This window comes from Taklimakanibacter deserti (assembly GCA_003574785.1).
Genome location: QORU01000015.1, coordinates 16,333 through 29,691, shown reverse-complemented (window position 1 = coordinate 29,691; position 13,359 = coordinate 16,333). Strand labels below are relative to the sequence as shown.

Annotated in this window: 12 protein-coding genes; 6 read left to right on the top strand and 6 right to left on the bottom strand. The window is 62.7% G+C overall.

Annotated features, from left to right (window positions below; genetic code table 11):
* Positions 1 to 267: 267 nt before the first annotated feature.
* The 6 genes from DS839_RS37050 to DS839_RS27485 all read right to left on the bottom strand — a co-directional run bounded on the left by DS839_RS37050 (position 268) and on the right by DS839_RS27485 (position 5,705).
* Positions 268 to 393 (bottom strand): hypothetical protein, encoded by a 126-nt coding sequence (locus DS839_RS37050; RefSeq protein WP_368911953.1) that lies wholly within the window; start codon positions 391 to 393, stop codon positions 268 to 270.
* Positions 394 to 576: 183 nt separating this feature from the next.
* Entirely contained in the window at positions 577 to 957 is a 381-nt protein-coding gene (locus DS839_RS27505; protein ID WP_119273716.1) for a response regulator transcription factor, read from the bottom strand.
* 100 nt (positions 958 to 1,057) lie between these two features.
* Positions 1,058 to 1,699: a response regulator transcription factor gene (locus tag DS839_RS27500; protein ID WP_119273715.1), complete on the bottom strand. Its 642-nt coding sequence runs from the start codon at positions 1,697 to 1,699 to the stop codon at positions 1,058 to 1,060.
* Entirely contained in the window at positions 1,696 to 3,552 is a 1,857-nt protein-coding gene (locus DS839_RS27495; protein WP_162918843.1) for a sensor histidine kinase, read from the bottom strand. The genes DS839_RS27500 and DS839_RS27495 overlap by 4 nt, the downstream gene beginning before the upstream one ends.
* Positions 3,553 to 3,671: 119 nt before the next feature.
* Positions 3,672 to 4,433, bottom strand: coding sequence for an SDR family NAD(P)-dependent oxidoreductase (locus tag DS839_RS27490; RefSeq protein WP_119273713.1), 762 nt, complete (start codon positions 4,431 to 4,433; stop codon positions 3,672 to 3,674).
* Positions 4,434 to 4,484: 51 nt separating this feature from the next.
* The gene (locus DS839_RS27485; RefSeq protein ID WP_119273712.1) at positions 4,485 to 5,705 is read right to left on the bottom strand and encodes an MFS transporter; all 1,221 of its coding nucleotides are present in this window, start codon (positions 5,703 to 5,705) and stop codon (positions 4,485 to 4,487) included.
* A gap of 73 nt (positions 5,706 to 5,778) precedes the next feature.
* Between DS839_RS27485 and DS839_RS27480 the strand changes: the two genes are divergently transcribed.
* The 6 genes from DS839_RS27480 (at position 5,779) to sbmA (ending at position 13,337) form a co-directional block, all read left to right on the top strand.
* Complete coding sequence (locus tag DS839_RS27480) at positions 5,779 to 6,732, top strand: AraC family transcriptional regulator (RefSeq protein ID WP_119273711.1); 954 nt, start codon at positions 5,779 to 5,781, stop codon at positions 6,730 to 6,732.
* Between the two features lie 165 nt (positions 6,733 to 6,897).
* Positions 6,898 to 8,367, top strand: coding sequence for an ABC transporter substrate-binding protein (locus DS839_RS27475; RefSeq protein WP_119273710.1), 1,470 nt, complete (start codon positions 6,898 to 6,900; stop codon positions 8,365 to 8,367).
* 208 nt (positions 8,368 to 8,575) lie between these two features.
* Positions 8,576 to 9,706 carry a carbohydrate ABC transporter permease gene (locus DS839_RS27470; RefSeq protein WP_119273709.1) on the top strand — a complete coding sequence of 377 codons (1,131 nt, stop codon included), beginning with the start codon at positions 8,576 to 8,578 and terminating at the stop codon, positions 9,704 to 9,706.
* Positions 9,703 to 10,752, top strand: a complete 1,050-nt coding sequence (locus tag DS839_RS27465) for a carbohydrate ABC transporter permease (RefSeq protein WP_119273708.1) — start codon at positions 9,703 to 9,705, stop codon at positions 10,750 to 10,752. Before DS839_RS27470 ends, DS839_RS27465 begins: the two co-directional genes overlap by 4 nt.
* Before the next feature lie 190 nt (positions 10,753 to 10,942).
* Positions 10,943 to 11,998 (top strand): ABC transporter ATP-binding protein, encoded by a 1,056-nt coding sequence (locus tag DS839_RS27460; RefSeq protein ID WP_119273707.1) that lies wholly within the window; start codon positions 10,943 to 10,945, stop codon positions 11,996 to 11,998.
* A gap of 91 nt (positions 11,999 to 12,089) precedes the next feature.
* Positions 12,090 to 13,337 carry a peptide antibiotic transporter SbmA gene (gene sbmA, locus DS839_RS27455; protein WP_119273706.1) on the top strand — a complete coding sequence of 416 codons (1,248 nt, stop codon included), beginning with the start codon at positions 12,090 to 12,092 and terminating at the stop codon, positions 13,335 to 13,337.
* Positions 13,338 to 13,359: the final 22 nt, after the last annotated feature.

The following is a 13,359-nucleotide window of genomic DNA, read 5'->3' as shown; positions in this document are numbered from 1 at the left end:
TTTAGCGGGCGTGAGGGGAAAACGCCCGGGCTGGCCGCCCTGGGGAGGAGGAGCGGCCATAATGCTGGTCAGCTCCAGGCCTTCGCTTTGGCCGGGGCGGATGTTCCTGCCATCCACATGGGCGTGGGCCCGTTCTTGTGGATTGTCGATTCGCCGCGCTGATCCGCTGCGCTGATGAAGGGGGCGCGGGAAGCCACCGGAAGCACCGTGAGCATGCAAAATGCAAGGAAAAGAGCGCAGCTGTGAAGCTTGAGGGACCGGGTCATCTTAATATAACCGCTCATAGCCGGAGGGATCGGTTGTCATGGCCAGCCCAACCATCATCGCGCCGGACAAGAACGTCGCAGCGATGAGCCCGATGAGAACTGAATGAAAGAACCGCACGTTGGTCATCAAGACCTCCCTATAGCCAATTCCTTCTTGGAATTTTGGCGATAGGTATAGCGCCGGCCCGCAATCGCTCAATGATACGCAGGGAAAGCGGCGACCTCGAAAGTGCGGGGCACGCCTATGCTTAGGTATAGGACTGATTGTATGGGGTCTTGGCCGCGGCCGCCGGCATGAACCGGCGGTCCATCAGTCGGCGCTGCGGCGCCCGAGCGCGCTATCGAGGCAGCCGATCAGATGCTCTTCATTGAAAGGCTTGCTCAGAAAGCCCACCGCGCCGGCCTCCATTGCGGTTGCCCGGACCCGATCTTCGGGAAAAGCGGTGACGAATATCATGGGCAGATCGTGGCCTTCCTCGATCAGGCGCCTCTGCATCTCGACCCCGCTCAAACCCGGCATCTGAACGTCAGCAATGACGCAGGACGTATCGTATCGGCGCTCCGAGTTGAGGAATTCCTCAGCCGATTCGAATGTCGCGGCGGTGTAACCGAGTGACCTCACAAGGCCTTTCGTGGCTTCGCGTACGGATTCATCATCATCGACAATCGAAATCACGACAGGCTCCGGCAAGATTGATTATCCTTTTTGAAGGCGTGGTCGCAGGTCGACCCCGTGACTGCCTCACATTTGAGCAATTGGCGGCGCGAGTGAAACTATACATAGGTATAAATCACTGTGCTTTGGCACGGCGCACCCCGAGGACGCCCGCCATTTTCACCAGATCGGCGAATGAGCGAGCGCCCATCTTGCGCATGACGTTGCCGCGATGGAACTTCACCGTAATCTCGCTGACGCCGATTTCCGCCGCGATTTGCTTGTTCATGAGTCCCGCCGTCACCAGCGCCATGACCTCTTGCTCGCGAGAGGTGAGCGTTTCGAAATTGGCCCTGAGGTCGGTCGTCGTCTTCTCGCTCTCGCGGCGTTGGCGATCCTTCGCAAATGCAAGCTGGACGGCGTCCAGCATATCCTGATCGCGAAACGGCTTGGTGAGGAATTCGACCGCCCCCGCCTTCATCGCCTTGACCGTCATCGGAATATCGCCATGCCCCGTTATGAATATGATGGGAATGTGCATATTGGCTTTCGCCAGTTCGGTCTGAAAATCGAGCCCGCTCAATCCTGGCAATCTGACGTCGAGCACGAGGCAACTGGGGGCGGTCGATGGTTCCGTGCTCAGGAACTCCGCGGTCGATGCGAACAGCTCGACTCTCAGGCCGATGGACCGAAACAGGCTGCTGAGCGCCTCGCGCACCGACGGGTCATCGTCGATGACGAACACGACCGGTTGTGTTTCCGATGTTTTCTTGTTCATCCCTCGCCAACCATATAACCAGGCATCGCGACGTGAAACGCCGTTCCGCATGGATTTGCGGGCGTCACCCATAGCCGGCCGCCATGCGACTCGACAATGGACTTGCAGATCGCCAATCCCATCCCCATCCCGCTCGCCTTCGTCGTATAGAAGGGCTCGAAAATCTGGTTGATGTCCTTGGGGTCGATGCCCGTGCCCGAATCGGTCACCGTTATGACGACCCCATCGGCATCGTGGACGGCGGACGACACCTGCAACAGGCGCTCGCGATCCGTGACCCCAGCCATTGCCTCGGCCCCGTTGATGATCAAATTGAGCAGGACCTGCTGCAGCTGCACGCGGTCGGCAAGCACCTCGGGGACCCCCTCACGCAACTCGGTGCGCAGCGTCACCTGATGAGCCTGAAGACTGTCCTGAGCGAGGATCAGGACTTCGCGCGTCAGGTCGTTGACATTGAAACGGGTTCGTTCGGCAAGATCCTTTTTGAACATCGCGCGTATGCTGCCGATCACCTTGCTCGCGCGATGGCCGTTGTCGATGATGCGCTTCAGCGCGGCGCGGGCCTCATCGAGATTGGGCTCCTGGTTTGCCAGCCAGCGCAACGCCGCGTTGCTGTTCGTCACGACGGCGGCCAGCGGCTGATTGACCTCATGGGCGATCGAGGCGGTCATCGCCCCGATGGTCATCAGCTTGCTGGTGCGCGCCAGTTCCGTCTGCTCGGCCTTCTCCCGCTCACGCGTCGCGGAAAGCTCGGACAACATGTCGTTGAACGCAACCGCCACCTGTCCGATTTCGTCCTTGCCGTCATAGTTGACGCGCAGGCGATAGTCCTTGGTTTCGCGCACGTTTGTCGCCACCGCCTCGAGCCGCCTGAGCGGCGTCACGATATAGCGAAGGGTCAGATACGCGACCAGAAGGCTGAGCGCTGCCAGCACACCCGTCGCTCCGACACCGCCGCGCAGCCTGGCCAGCAGCCCGTCGATACGCTGCCGCAGAATACGATCGAGCTCGCCTTGAACGGCCGTCCACGCGGCGGTTGCGCTGCTCGTGGCCCTTGCAAAGCTCTGGTCGAGAAGATCTGAGGCCGGGTCGGCTGGGCTGTCGTTCATGCCGGCTTTCAAGTCATCGAGATAGGAACGTGAAGCGGCGATGGCGGTATAGAGCGCGCCCTCGGTCGCCTTCTTCACGCTGTCGCCGTTGTTCCCTCGAAACGCCGCTTTGAGATCCTCTGCCGTGTCGTCCAGGAGCGACTGCAGGACGCCTTCCAGCACCTGAAAGCGGACCCTGTGTTCCTCGACCGAGGTGCCTGATGGAACGGAGCGGCTAAACAGAGCCTGCATCCGGGCCAGCTGGGCAAGCCATGCCGGCAGCTTGGTGGTGACGATCGTCTGAAGATAGTAGCTGTCGATATCGGGATCGAGCGTCAGGTTGGAATCGTCGGCGGCGCGCACGATCAGGCTTCGCGCCTTGGCGAGCACGTTTTGCACGGGATCATTGCCATTGGCGCTTTCAGCCATGGTCAGCGGCAGATCACGCAAGGCCTTGACAAGCGCCTGCTCGAGCTCGGCAGTCTCCAGTCCGACGGCACTCCCGGCCCGCCCCGAGGTAAGCACACGGATGAGCTCGTCGGTGCGAATGAGGGCAACCGTCCCCCGCTCCCCCTGCTGGGCAAGGACAACCTCGTAGGTCGGGCGCAGAGCGGCAATGTACTGACTGCCGATGAGCTCCTTTCGCGCGAATTGAATAGCTATCTGCTTCTCCGTAACGAGACTGTAGGTCGTTACGGCGAGCGAAAGGATGAAAAGGCCGCACAAAAGCAGAAGCTTTGTGCTGGTGCTAAGATCGCGGAACATTCCCCGTTCCCCATCCGGCGCAACGGCCTGTTCGCAGGTCCGACACGCCGGATACAACATCTGACATGGGTTCGCCCGACTGACAATATTGCATTGCATGGCGGCCCGGAGGGCCGGGTTTACAGGGCGGCGAGCGTGCCGCCATCGACCGGCAGGCACACGCCCGTCACATAGCGCGACGCATCGGAGCACAGGAACACGCTGGCGCCGATAAGGTCGTCAAGCTCGCCGAAGCGGCCCATGGGGATCTTGCCGAGCATGGAGGCCTGCCAGTCCTCGCTCTGATAGAAAACCTCGGTCAAATCGGTGCGGAAATAGCCGGGCGCCAGGGCATTGACCCTGATGCCGATCTGGGCCCATTCCGCGGCCAGCGTCCGCGTGGCGCCGAGGAGCCCCGATTTGGACGAGCCATAGGGGGCGGCCGTCGGCACGCCGCGCTCGGAGGTGAGCGAGCAGATATTGAGGATGACGCCGCCTTTCTTCATGAGCCGGGCGGCCGATTGCGCGGTGAAGAAGGCGCCCTTGAGATTGGTGTCGACGATGCGGTTCCAGAGCGACTCCTCGATATCGAGCGAGGGCGCCACTTGCTCGATGCCGGCATTGTTGATGAGGATGTCGAGCCCGCCCAGAGTGACGGCGGCTTCCGCCACACCGGCGCGGATGCTGGCGATCTGGGTGACGTCCATGGCAATGGGCATCGCCTTGCGGCCGAGCTCGCGAATGGCGGCGACGGTGCCGTCGAGGGATTCGAGCCGCCTGGCGGCGACAGCCATGTCGGCGCCGGCGGCCGCCAGGCCTTCGGCCAGAGCGCGGCCGATGCCGCGGCTGGCGCCCGTGACCAGTGCCCGCTTCCCCCCGAGCGAGAATAGCCTGTCGATCATCCCCCGATGTTGCAGGCTTTCATGCGCGCCTGGCAAGAGGCATGACGGCCGTCACCTCTCGGGCGCGGCCGCCTTGCCCGTTGCGGCAAAGACCAAAGCGGCGCCGAGAAGCGTCGCGATGGCGGAAAAGCCGACCGCACCGGTGGCACCGGCGTTATCGACGAGCACGCCGCCCAATATGGCACCCGAGGCGATGGCGACCTGGAAGGTCGCGACCAGGAGACCGCCCGCACTTTCCGCTTCATCGGGTGCCGCGCGTATGATCCAGCTCTGGAATCCGACGGGCAGCAGACCGAAAGCAAAGCCCCAGAAGGCCACCGCGGCCGCGGCAATCCCTTGCGCCGATCCGAAGAGGATGAGGACAAGGGCCATGAGGCTGATGAAAAGAATGCCCAGCACCATATTGGCCTTGAGGCTCCTCTCGACCAGGAAAGCGCCGGCGAAATTGCCGAAGAAGCCGCCAATGCCATAAGCGAGCAGCGTCAGCGCGATCGCCTCGATCGACAGATGCGGCACCTGCTCGAGGAACGGACGCACATAGGTGAAGCCGGCGAAATGGCCGGAGATGGCGAGCAGCACGGTCAGCACCGCAACGCTGAGGCTCGGCCGTTTCAAGAGATCGAAGAGCGTGCGCAGATTGGCGGCGCCGAGAGCCGGCAGCTTCGGCAAAGTGAGCATCTGCACCAGTAGCGCGAGAAGCCCGACGCCGGCAGCGGTGAAGAAAGCCGTGCGCCATCCCCAGAGCTCGCCGATATAGGCGCCGACCGGTGCCGCGGTGACGGTGGCGACCGAAACGCCGGTCATCATGAGGGACATGCCGCGCGGCACCAGGCGCATCGGCACGAGGCGCATCACCATCGCCGCCGACATCGACCAGAAGCCGCCCAGCGCCACGCCCAGCATGATGCGGGCGATGAGCAGCATGGCGAGGCCGCTCGCCGTCGCGGCGATGATATTGGAGACGATGAGGAGGACGGAGAAGGCCCACAGCACGGTTCGGCGGTCGATGCCGCGGGTGAGGATCGCCATCAAGGGTGCCGCGATCGCGCCCACGATCGCCGTTGCCGTCACCGCCTGGCCGGCAGAGCCGTCGCTGATGGCGAGATCCTTCGCCATGGGCGTGAGCAGGCTCGCCGGCAGGAACTCGGCGGTGACCAGGCCGAAGACGCCGAGCGACAAGGAGACGACGGCGGGCCACACCGGCGAGAATTCGTCGGACGCTGACGTAGCGACCTGTTCCATGGTCGCGGCACAAGAAGCGGAATCGGACATATGCAATCTCCAACATGCAGAGATGCTGGAGATAGTTGTGCCCCCTTGGGGCTTCTATGATAGAAACGCCATAATGCTTGACCGATCGTCCAAACGAATTCTGCGCAGCGCGAGCGATCCTTTGAGCGACATGCTGCGCGGCTTGCGGCTCGACGGCGTCGATTACGGCCGCTGCGAGCTCAAGGCGCCCTGGGCCATCCTGATGCCGGCGCAGGAAGCGGCGCGCTTCCATTTCATCGGCCGCAACGGCTGCTGGCTTCTCACACCCGACAAGGAGTGGATCGCGATCAAACCGGGCGATGCGGCCCTCTTGCCGCGCGGCGCCGAGCATCAGCTCGCCAGCGCCCCCGGCGTCGAGCCGATGCCGCTCGCCCATTACGAGATCGCACCGGTCTCCGGTAACATCTTCGATGTGAAGGGCGGCGGCGAGGGCGAGAGCACGCTCCTTTTCTGCGGCAGCCTCACTTTCAATGTCGACCGCGCGCATCCCCTGCTCAAGGCCATGCCCGAGCTCATGCGGTCCTGCGAACTCGCCTTGAGCGAGCCCGCCATTCCTCATCTCCTCGAGGCGATGGCCTGCGAGGTGACGATGAACCGCATCGGCTCGAGCGGCATCCTGGCACGGCTCGCCGATGTGCTGGCCGCCGGCATCATCAGGGCCTGGGTCGAGCGGGCCTGCGGCGATGCCACGGGCTGGATCGCCGCGGCGCGCAATCCCGAGGTCGGGCGCGTCCTCGCCCAGATCCATCTCGATCCGAGCCGCGACTGGTCGGTCGAGGCGCTGGCCAGGCTGATGGGCGCCTCGCGCTCGGGCTTCGCCGAACGCTTCACCGAGATCGTCGGCGAGACGCCGGCGCGCTATGTGGCGCAGGTCCGCATGCACCAGGCGCGGCAATGGCTGATGCGCGACCGCATGCGCATCTCGGTCGTCGCCCGCAAGCTCGGCTATGAATCGGAAGCGTCCTTCAGCCGCGCCTTCAAGCGCGTGATCGGCACCGCCCCCAGCAATCTGCGCGCGAACGGGTGAGCACTTCCTTACCCTCGCCCCGCAAAAGCGGGGGAGAGGGCTGACTCGCATCTGCACAAACATGAGGCAGGGACACCGCCCACTTTTACCGTCTGGACTCACCCGTGGATGCCGGTATTGTATGACAAACACTGGATAAATTCAGGCCATATGGGAGGACATCACATGAGACTTGGTTGGTTGCTGGCCGGCGTTTCGGCCTTGTGTGCTTTTGCGACGCCGGCCGTGGCGCAGGACAAGCCCTTTGAAGGGGTGACGGTCAATGTCATCACCCAGACCGGCGCCATCCAGGAGCCGCTGCAGCGGCGCGCCCCCGACTTCGAGAAGCTGACCGGCGCCAAGATCAATGTCGTCGCCGTGCCCTTCTCCGATCTCTATCAGAAGATCCTCACCGACTGGTCGAGCGGCACCAATTCGGTCGACGCCGCGGTCTTCGCGCCGCAATGGATGGTCGACTATATCGCCGGTGGTTTTCTCGAGGACCTCACCCCACGCGTCGATGCCGACAAGGACATCAAGCAGGATGACGTGGGTGCGTTCTTCCGCGACTTCTCCGAGAAGTACAACGGCAAGACCTATATGATTACCCTCGATGGGGACTTCCACATGATGTATTACCGGAAGGACGTCCTGGAAGAAGCCGGCCAGAAAGTGCCGACGACCTGGGACGAGTATCTCGCGGTCGCCAAGGCCACCCATGGCAAGGACATGAATGGCGACGGCACGCCCGATTTCGGCTCCTGCATCGCCAAGAAGCGCAATGCCCAGAGCTACTGGTTCGTCTCGGACGTGGTCGGCTCGATGACCCAGTCCAAGGGCACGAGCCAGGGCACCTTCTTCAACACCAAGGACATGACGCCGCTCGTCGACAACGAGGCCTTCCGCAAGGCGCTCGACTTCCTCAAGGACTCGACCCAATACGGGCCGCCGGACGAGCTCAATCTCGACGTCTCGGATACCCGTCCGCTCTTCGCTTCGGGACGCTGCGCCCTCAATCTCGACTGGGGCGATGTCGGCACCATCTCGATCGATCCCAAGCAGTCCAAGGTCATGGGCAAATGGGGTGCGGCGATCATGCCGGGCGCCAAGGAAGTGCTCAACTGGGATTCAGGCAAGCTCGAGGCCTGCTCGGCCGAGACCTGCCCGCATGCCATCGACGGCGTCAATCATGCGCCCTTCGCGGCCTTCGGCGGCTGGGGCGGCGGCATCAACGCCAAGGCGAGCGACAAGGTCAAGGACGCGGCCTATGCCTATTTCTCCTTTATGACGCAGCCGGCGCAGTCGAACTCCGACGTGACCATCGGCGGCACCGGCTTCAACCCCTATCGCACTTCGCAGCTCTCCTATAGCGACCTGTGGAAGAATGCCGGCATGAGCGAGGACGAGGCCAAGGTCTATCTCGGCGCCATCAATCAGAGCATGAGCAGCCCGAACATGATCCTCGATCTGCGCATCCCGCAGAACCAGAAATACCAGCAAGTGGTGCTCGACGAGGCGGTGTCGCGCTTCCTCGCGGGCGAGATCGACAAGGAGGCGACGGTGAAAGCGGTCGTCGACGGCTGGAACGAGCTCAATGACGAGATCGGCAAGGACCAGCAGCTCGAATTCTACAAGGCGACGATTGGCGCGAAGTAGGGGACGCCTGATCCGGCGCGGCTGCTTCGAGAGCCGCGCCGGATTATCATCGCCATGCCGTCATTCCGGCGAAAGAACGTCAACCCGGCGAAAGCCGGGGCCCCCTGAATAAGAGCAAGCGGGCGGCATTGCGCCCCTTGAAAGAATTCAATGGATCCCGGCTTTCGCCGGGACGACGGGAGGACGGAGAAAGAATTGAGAAGGGCTTTTGACCGCGACCGCTGATCACGCCACCTCCCCCCGCGGCTTCGCGGAATGGCTCGACCGCAATTGCGGACCGGTGATGGTGCTGCCGGCGGTAATCGTCATCCTCGCTTTCGCGCTCTTCCCGCTCATCATCTCCGCCTACCTCGCGCTGTCGCGCTTCGCTCTGGCACCCGGCGGCTTCACCTTGCGCTTCATCGGGCTGGCCAATTTCAGAAAACTCCTCTTCGGCTCGCAGCAATATCATCTGCTCGGTGCTTTCGGACGGTTGAGTGTCTTCCAGTGGCTGCTCGTCCTTCTCATCGCGGGCCTCCTGCTCTATCTGCTCTATCGCTATTTCACGTCGGGCCAGCCGACGATCGGCGGCACGCTCGGCCGGCTGATCGCGGCTGCGACCGCCATGGGTCTCGCCCTCGTCGTGATCCTCACCACGGCGCAAGGCGGCGTGCCAGGGACGGTCGTCAACACGCTGCTCTATGTCGTCGTCGGCGTCGCCATCCAATTCGCGCTGGGCCTCGGTCTCGCCCTCCTCTGCGGCCAGCCGATCCGCGGGCGCAATTTCTTCCGCGTCCTGTTCTTCATCCCGCTGATGGTGACGCCGGTCGGCATCGCCTACACCTTCCGCATGCTGGCCGACATGCAGAAAGGGCCTTTCGCGCCCTTAACCCAGGCCTTCGGCATCACCGAATGGTCATGGGCGACGGAAGCCTGGTCGGCGCGACTCATGGTGCTGGTCGGCGACACCTGGCAATGGACGCCCTTCATGTTCATCGTGCTCCTGGCCGCGGTCGAGAACCAGCCGCGCGACCAGGTCGAGGCGGCGAAGCTCGACGGCGCCAACGGCTTCCAGATCTTTCGCGACATCACCTGGCCCGCCATCGCGCCCATCGCCGCGACCGTCGTGCTCATCCGCCTCATCGAAGCCTTCAAGATCATCGATTTGCCGAATGTCTTGACCGGCGGCGGCCCGGGGCTTGCCACCGAATCCCTGACGCTCCATTCCTTCATCGCCTGGCGCACCCAGGATCTCGGCGGCTCGGCCGCCGTCGGCTATATGCTGCTCTTCATCTCGACCGTCTTCTGCGTGTCCTTCTTCAATTTCGTCGTGCGCCCGGCGCGGAGGCATGAAGCATGAGCGCTGCACCCGAAAGGAGCCTCGCCCAGCGCCTGTTCGAGCCCGCTGCAATCGACAAGCAGTCGCCTGTCGCCTTCGTCATCACCTATGCGCTGCTCTTTCTCTGGGCGCTCGTCGTGCTGGTGCCGCTCTATTGGGTGCTGATCACCTCCTTCAAGGGCGTAGGCGAGGTCGACAACGGGCCGTTCTATATTCCCTTCATCGATTTCCAGCCCTCGCTCGCCGCCTGGGACTTCATGCTGCTGCAGAACTATACGCTCGGTCCCTATCTCAATTCGGTCGTCGTGGCGCTCATGAGCACCATCCTCAGCGTTCTGATCGGCGCGCTCGCGGCTTACGCGCTGGTGCGCATCCGCTTCCAGGTAAAACTTCTGGGCGTCGCCCTCTTCATCCTGCTCCTCATCGCCGTCATCGTCGCGGTGGCGGGCTTGGGCGTCCAATGGCCGAGCGCCGCGATGGTGGCGCTCGCCCTCTTCGTCATCGCCCTCGTCACTTTGGTCAACCGCACGCAAGCCGCCGTCGGCAACAATGACGTCGAATTCTGGATCATCTCCAACCGCATCATGCCGCCGATCGTCGCGGTGCTGCCGATCTATGTGATGTTCCAGCAGCTCCGCCTCCTCGACACGCAAGCAGCGCTGATCGCCACCTATACCGCGGTCAACCTTCCGATCGTCGTGTGGCTGACGCGTGATTTCTTCGCCGCCATCCCGCGCGATCTCGAGGAGAGTGCGGAGATCGACGGCGCCTCGAAGCTGCGGGTCTTCGCCACCATCGCGCTGCCTTTGGTGCGCTCGGGCCTCGTCGCCACCTTCCTCCTGGTGCTGATCCTCGCCTGGAACGAATATCTGCTCGCTCTCTTCCTTTCCAACGCCAAGGCGCAGACCATGCCGGTCCTGGTCTCGGCGCAGAACACGACGCGGGGTCCGCAATGGTGGAACATGTCGGTGCTGATCGTGGTCATGATCGCGCCCGTCATCGCGATCGCGAGCGTGCTGCAGAAACACATTGCGCGCGGGCTCCTGGTCGGCGCGGTGAAAGGGTGAGCGGGATGTTTATGGCTCTCTTCTCAATCCCCTCTCCCCCCACGGGGGAGAGGGCTAGGGTGACGGGGAACCGGCGGCACGACACAATCCGGATAATTGCGGCCCGTTCCCCCTCACCCTCCCATTGCTGCGCAATGGGCCCCTCCCTCTCCCCCGTTGGGGGCGAGGGTGTTCTACGAAAGCCGTTCGCATGAAGGTCACGCTTGCACAGATATATAAGTCTTTCGGACCGGTCGAGGTGGTGAAGGGCCTCGACCTTACCATTGCCGACGGCGAGTTCCTGGTGCTGCTCGGGCCTTCGGGCTGCGGCAAGACGACGGCCTTGCGCATGGTGGCGGGACTCGAATCGGTGACATCGGGACGCATCCTCATCGGCGAGCGCGACGTCACCCAGGTGCTGCCCAAATACCGCGACGTCGCCATGGTGTTCCAGTCCTATGCGCTCTATCCGCATATGACGGTGGCGGAGAATATCGGCTATCCGCTCAAGATGCGCAAAGTGGCGCCCAGGGCGCGCGATGCCGCGATCACGAGTGCCGCCACGAAAGTGCACCTTGAGGAATTCCTCGGACGCTATCCGCGCCAGCTCTCGGGCGGCCAGCGCCAGCGCGTGGCGCTCGCCCGCGCCATGGTCAGACGGCCGTCGGTCTTTCTCATGGACGAGCCGCTCTCCAATCTCGACGCCAAATTGCGCGGCGCCATGCGCTCCGAGCTGAAGCGCCTCCAGGCCGAGCTCGGCGTCACCACCATCTATGTGACCCATGACCAGGTGGAGGCGATGACGCTCGCCCATCGCGTCGCCATCATGAACAAGGGCGTGGTGCAGCAGATCGCCGAGCCCCGGCGCATCTATGACGATCCCGCCAATCTCTTCGTCGCGGGCTTCATCGGCTCGCCGCCGATGAATTTCCTCGAGGGCGAGCTCGCCAATGGGCAATTCACCTGGCCGGAAGGAAGATTCGCGACCGGCATCGCGCAATCGCAGCAGAAGGTCACCGCGGGCCTGCGCCCTGAGGACTGCCGGGTGACGGCGCCCGACAAAGGCAAGATCAAGGCGCGCGTCTATGCGCTCGAGCTCATCGGCGACCATACGCTGATCTCGGCCCAGATCGGCGAGCGGACGATCACGGTCAAGGCCGACAAGTCGGCGCAATATCAGATGGATGAGCCGATCGGCATCGATTTCGCCGATCCGGCCGTATTCCTGTTCGAGACGGCATCCGGCGCGCGGATCAGAGGGAAATAGGCCTTAAGCTTAAGACAATGTAATCGCCTTCGCCCTTGTTTCGCCGTTTCCGCTGCTTTCTAGTGAGGCTTCCCCGGCGAAAGGATCCCCCATGTTCGTTTCCTTCTTTCCGCAGCCCAGGCTGTTCTTCTGGTCGGTGCTCGTCTGGACCTTGCTCGCGGTCGCGGTCTGGTACCGCTTCGGCAGCGCGCTCGGCCTCATGCTCGGCGTCCTGCCCACGACGCCTGATGCGGTGGATCCGGCCACCATCAATGTGTTCTGGTCTCGCGGCTTCATCTGGTTCTACATCTATTATGTCGTCGTGATCGGGATCTTTGCCGCCTTCTGGCTGATCTACGCGCCGCATCCCTGGGCGCGCTGGTCGATCCTGGGTTCAGCCCTCATCATTTTCGTTGTCTATTTCCAGGTGCAAGTGAGCGTTGCCATCAACAAATGGTATGGCCCGTTCTTCGACCTGATCCAGGCCGGCCTTGCCAAGACGGCGCCGGTGACGCCCGTACAATATTTTGAAGGGCTCTGGGGCTTCCTCAAGCTGGCCTTCGTCTATGTGGTAATCGGGACTCTGACGCATTTTTTCGCCAGTCATTATATCTTCAGGTGGCGCACCGCCATGAACGACTATTATGTCTCTCATTGGCCGACGCTGCGGAGGATCGAAGGTGCGGCGCAGCGCGTTCAGGACGACACGATGCGCTTCTCCCAGACCATGGAAAGCCTGGGTGTGAACCTGATCGACAGCGTCATGACACTCATCGCCTTCCTTCCAATACTCGCGCAGTATTCCACCCTCGTCACGGAGCTCCCGGTCGTCGGAGCCGTGCCGAATGCGCTGGTGATTGCCGCCGTTCTGTGGTCGGTTTTTGGCACGACCTTTCTGGCGTTTCTCGGCATCAAGCTGCCGGGGCTCTATTTCCGCAATCAGCGGGTCGAGGCTGCCTATCGTAAGGAGCTCGTCTTCGGCGAGGATCATGCCGAGCGCGCCCAGCCGCCGACACTTGCCGAATTGTTCCGGGCGGTCAGAGCCAATTACTTCCGCCTCTACCTGCACTACTGCTATTTCAATGTCGGTCGTATCCTCTATCTGCAGACTGACAATATCTTCGGCTACTTTGTTCTGATCCCCTCGATTGTCGCCGGCAAGCTCACGCTCGGGCCGATGCAGCAGATCCTCAACGTCTTCTCGCAGGTGAGCCAGTCCTTCCAGTATCTCGTCAGAGCCTGGACGACCATCGTCGAATTGCAGTCGATCTATAAGCGCCTGCGCACTTTCGAGGCGGCGATCGGTGGTGAGGAACTCGCTCCGATCGAGCATGAGGTGCCGCAGCCGCAGGCGCCCTAGAGTGGCAGGGCGGGACTGTGTT

Coding starts and splice junctions, on each gene's coding strand:
- DS839_RS37050 (WP_368911953.1), bottom strand. CDS start 393: ATGACCAACGTGCGGTTCTTTCATTCAGTTCTCATCGGGCTCATCGCT.
- DS839_RS27500 (WP_119273715.1), bottom strand. CDS start 1,699: ATGAACAAGAAAACATCGGAAACACAACCGGTCGTGTTCGTCATCGAC.
- DS839_RS27495 (WP_162918843.1), bottom strand. CDS start 3,552: ATGTTCCGCGATCTTAGCACCAGCACAAAGCTTCTGCTTTTGTGCGGC.
- DS839_RS27490 (WP_119273713.1), bottom strand. CDS start 4,433: ATGATCGACAGGCTATTCTCGCTCGGGGGGAAGCGGGCACTGGTCACG.
- DS839_RS27485 (WP_119273712.1), bottom strand. CDS start 5,705: ATGTCCGATTCCGCTTCTTGTGCCGCGACCATGGAACAGGTCGCTACG.
- DS839_RS27480 (WP_119273711.1), top strand. CDS start 5,779: ATGCTTGACCGATCGTCCAAACGAATTCTGCGCAGCGCGAGCGATCCT.
- DS839_RS27475 (WP_119273710.1), top strand. CDS start 6,898: ATGAGACTTGGTTGGTTGCTGGCCGGCGTTTCGGCCTTGTGTGCTTTT.
- DS839_RS27465 (WP_119273708.1), top strand. CDS start 9,703: ATGAGCGCTGCACCCGAAAGGAGCCTCGCCCAGCGCCTGTTCGAGCCC.
- DS839_RS27460 (WP_119273707.1), top strand. CDS start 10,943: ATGAAGGTCACGCTTGCACAGATATATAAGTCTTTCGGACCGGTCGAG.
- sbmA (WP_119273706.1), top strand. CDS start 12,090: ATGTTCGTTTCCTTCTTTCCGCAGCCCAGGCTGTTCTTCTGGTCGGTG.